The organism is Okeania sp. SIO2F4 (assembly GCF_010672385.1).
Taxonomy (GTDB): domain Bacteria; phylum Cyanobacteriota; class Cyanobacteriia; order Cyanobacteriales; family Microcoleaceae; genus Trichodesmium.
On record NZ_JAAHGT010000912.1, the window covers coordinates 1 to 3893 of the forward strand.

At 34.6% G+C, this 3893-nt stretch carries 4 protein-coding genes and 1 pseudogene; all 5 read left to right on the top strand.

Translation table 11 applies throughout. From position 1 onward, the window contains the following. Positions 1–117: 117 nt before the first annotated feature. The 5 genes and pseudogenes from F6K22_RS34845 (at position 118) to F6K22_RS34865 (ending at position 3350) form a co-directional block, all read left to right on the top strand. Entirely contained in the window at positions 118–597 is a 480-nt protein-coding gene (locus F6K22_RS34845; protein WP_293108991.1) for a class I SAM-dependent methyltransferase, read from the top strand. Between the two features lie 950 nt (positions 598–1547). Beyond that, the gene (locus F6K22_RS34850) at positions 1548–2021 is read left to right on the top strand and encodes a Uma2 family endonuclease (RefSeq protein WP_293108994.1); all 474 of its coding nucleotides are present in this window, start codon (positions 1548–1550) and stop codon (positions 2019–2021) included. Positions 2022–2109: 88 nt separating this feature from the next. After that, positions 2110–2223: a helix-turn-helix domain-containing protein gene (locus F6K22_RS34855; protein WP_293108996.1), complete on the top strand. Its 114-nt coding sequence runs from the start codon at positions 2110–2112 to the stop codon at positions 2221–2223. Positions 2224–2266: 43 nt separating this feature from the next. Further along, positions 2267–3103, top strand: a pseudogene (locus F6K22_RS34860) (RNA-guided endonuclease InsQ/TnpB family protein). Continuing rightward, positions 3033–3350, top strand: a complete 318-nt coding sequence (locus tag F6K22_RS34865; RefSeq protein ID WP_293108999.1) for a zinc ribbon domain-containing protein — start codon at positions 3033–3035, stop codon at positions 3348–3350. The pseudogene F6K22_RS34860 and the gene F6K22_RS34865 overlap by 71 nt, the downstream one beginning before the upstream one ends. The last annotated feature ends 543 nt before the right edge of the window (positions 3351–3893 follow it).

Here is a 3893-nt window from a genome sequence, read left to right on the forward strand (position 1 = left end):
CGCGCACGATATAGGAATTACCAATTGGGTCGCTCTTTTTTTTGCACATCAAAGCTAGAACGTCCACATTTAGTTTGAGCGATCGCTCTGGGATATCAATCCTTGACTTAACATTTCTTGATAAACAGAACTTGTTTTCATGCTTTTCATTGGTTTAACTTGGAACCTACCCTACAAGAATTTCATAGGATTTTAAAACCATCTGGTAGATTAGCTATTGTCAGAAATAACTGGAATAAAGAAGATGGATTTACTCAAGAAAATAGTAATTTAATGAAGCAGATATCTAAACTTCATCCACTAGCAAAAAAGAAGCGTCATGTTTCGATTACATCTTTAGAAGAAAGTCCGCATTTTATTAATTTTAGACATTCAGTATTTGCTCATCGCCAAGAGTTAGATTTATCCGGACTAATAGGTCGAATTATGAGTTCTTCATCTGTGCCAAATAAGGGTTATGAACGGGAAGAGATTACGAAAAATTTAAAGATATTATATGAGCGATGGGTGGATAAAAAAGGTTTAGTTTATTTCGTTTATCGTACTGACTTATATCTTGCTGAACCTAGGGTAATAATTACTTCAAATCAATTTTGATTTTCCCTTTAGGGAGTAGGGGAGATGGGAAGATGGGGGGTTTGAAGGATTGAAGTAATTATAGAATTATCAACATATATTATATAACCGGATTCTATAGAACCCATTTGGGATCTATAAAATTTAGGTGGGGAGATGGGGGAATGGGGAGATGGGGAGATGGTGAATATGGGGCTACTTTTCTACCTTTTTCCCTATTCTATATTGTCGATCTCCTGACTCCTGTCTCCTTTGGCAAAAACCCGCACCTTTGCAAAGATACCAAATGGCTTCTATATAACAAGCAAAAAATATTAGTTGTACCACATTAATCTGAAATCTGCTGTCAATCTAAAAAAAGAGATTAGAGAAAAGGGGTTTAACCTCCAAACCTCTATCATTATAACTACGATCAACCTCAATCAAGATTCTATTAGAGCAGATTTTATATCAGTGAGGTACACCTTGAGCGGTCAAGATACCCGCACTACAAAGATTTTATTTCTGAATAATTTATATAGCAATTCCCATACTGGTAAGGTACGCGCATTCGTTTGTTTTATACCAATTCCCAAAAGCATTGCTATACTTAAGTCGCACTTCAGTTATTAAGTAATTAATACATATCTAATCACTTTTTTGCTAAAAATAGCCCAGTTAATGTTTATTATTCTTATGTTGTACGGACGTTTAGCTGCGCGACATGAAACGCATTTTTGCCTGTGCAACGTCCCTACCTCCCAACACGGACCACACGGACCACACTTCCCCACGCGATCGGGTATAGCATTCTTTTTGAGAAATGGTATTAGGGAATAGGGAATAGGGAATAGGGAATAGAATAGAAATAAAGATAGGTGTACCTCCGTACCCTGAGAAACCCTATAATTAATAATTGACAATTGTGGAAAAGTATTTGTACTTCATATACTTATAACCTGCTGTAGATAACAATACTCTTGGAGAAAAATATGCAAGTTCAAACAGAAAATAAAATATATATTCCTGAAGAATATTTTTTATTAGAGGAAACTGCTGAAAATCAACATGAATATAGAAATGGAGAAATTATACCAATGACAGGTGGAACTACTAATCATAACGAAATTGCCAGTAATTTTTGTGCTTACTTAAAGTTAGCTTTAAAAAGTAAAAATTATCGTGTATTTATCAGTGATATAACCTTGTCGATACCCGATTATAATTTATATACCTATCCCGACTTAATGATAATTGAAGGTCAACCATCTTATTATCAAAATCGCAATAATACAGTTACTAATCCCTCAATAATTGTTGAAGTATTATCAAAATCAACAGCAAATTATGACCGTGGTGAAAAGTTTAAAATTTATCGCTCAATTCCCGATTTTAAAGAGTATATTTTGATTGACCAATATCAGTTTTATCTAATGTTGGCATTCCCATACGACGCTCTCCTGTAAGGGAGCGTCGTATGGGAATGCCAACCTATACTATAATAAAATTACTTAATGTTTTGTTGTGTGATATGAAAAGTAAGAGGCCAAAACATTGAAGTCCAGATACAAGTACCGCATCTATCCTAATCATGTCCAAATAACCAAATTAAATCAACTATTTGGTTGTTGTAGATACGTTTGGAATAGTACGCGATTCACATTGTAACCAACTATATTCTAACGGCCAAAGAAAACCTAGCTATGTGGACTTGACTAAACAATTTATAACTCAGGCCAAGCAAGAACTGACTTGGTTAAAGGAAGTTGCATCTACTCCATTACAACAATCTCTCAAAGATTTAGACAAAGCATATAAAAACTTCTTTGATAGTTGCAAAGGTAAACGAAAAAGCATTAAAGTTAAACCACCAAAATTCAAGTTGAGAAAATCTAGACAAACTCCAAGATTTGTTGGGGAAAACTACAAGATTGGAGCGGATAAAATTTACTTACCAAAAGTAGGCAAGATTAAAATAGTTTGGTCTAGAGAGTTACCGAGTGAGCCTACTTCTTTGACAATAATCAAAGATTCAGCAAATCGTCCTAGCATTGCTAGTTTTGTAGTAGATACTAAGTCTGAGCCTTTAGCTAAAACTGACAATTCAATAGGCATTGATTTGGGAATTTCTACTTTTGCAACTTTGAGTAATGGAGATAAAATTAATGCTCCAAAACCTCTTAAGAACAACCTCAAAAAGTTAGCTAAATTTTAACGTCAATTTGCTAAGAAAGAAAAAGGGAGTAAGCGTTGTGAAAAACATAGATTAAGAGTAGCTAAACTTCATGCTAAAATCAAAGATATTAGAACTGATTTTCTGCACAAATCATCAACCTATCTAGTCAAAAAATACGACACAATTGTTTTAGAAGACTTGAATGTTTCTGGGATGGTTAAAAACCGCAAGTTGGCTAAAGCAATTAGGGATTTATGTTGGAGACAGTTTAGAACTTTAACTGAGGGTAAGTGTGAGAAATATGGTAAAGAATTTAGAACTATTTCTAGGTGGGAACCTACTTCTCATGCATTGTTCCAATTGTGGTTTTAAAGGTGGCAAGAAAGAATTAAATGTAAGAGAATGGACTTGTTTGAATTGTGGTGCATTTCACGATCGTGATATAAACGCTGCCATTAATATTTTAGAAATCGTTCAACCAAAAACCAAGGTTGAAACTAAAGCAAAAGAAAACCCAATTCAACTATCACTTTTCAATGAAGTCGCCGATGGGCACTGGTCGATTATTTATCGGACACGGAGGAAGCGTGATTACTGGCAATCCAGCATTTTCCAGTGATGTGTCAACCCACCCTGAGTCATTTGTTCAGCTCTGTGCTGTTTGAATGATGGACGGGAATCCCGCGCTGCAGTTGCAGGTCAGCGTCGGGAGGATGTCAATATGAATATTCTATAGGTAGTAGATATAAATGGATTGGCAAAATTGATTTTTTATAGTTAGGTAAAACTTGAGTTTTGATAATAATAAAATAGTTTTTTATACCCCCCTATTCCCTATTCTACAGATTTTAAAAAAGAATGTTATAAATAGTTGAAAACTTTAAATTACTCTAGCGTCAAAGTTTTGAGGCTATAAAATCTAACTTTTAATTTTTAACGTAAGCATTCAGACTTCAGCTAGCCTCTTTCAGAGGAGCTAACGCTAACAGCTAAGGTGTTTAGCATTGAGACTATATATTCAATTTTTGTCAAAGGGAATAGGGAATATAGAATCTAGAGATACAACAGCTTATATTATGTTCGGTTAAATAGTTATTATAATTAAAGTTCGTAGTATAGCTCTCAGCCCGAACTGTAGATAGGGCTGAGAGCTATACTACCA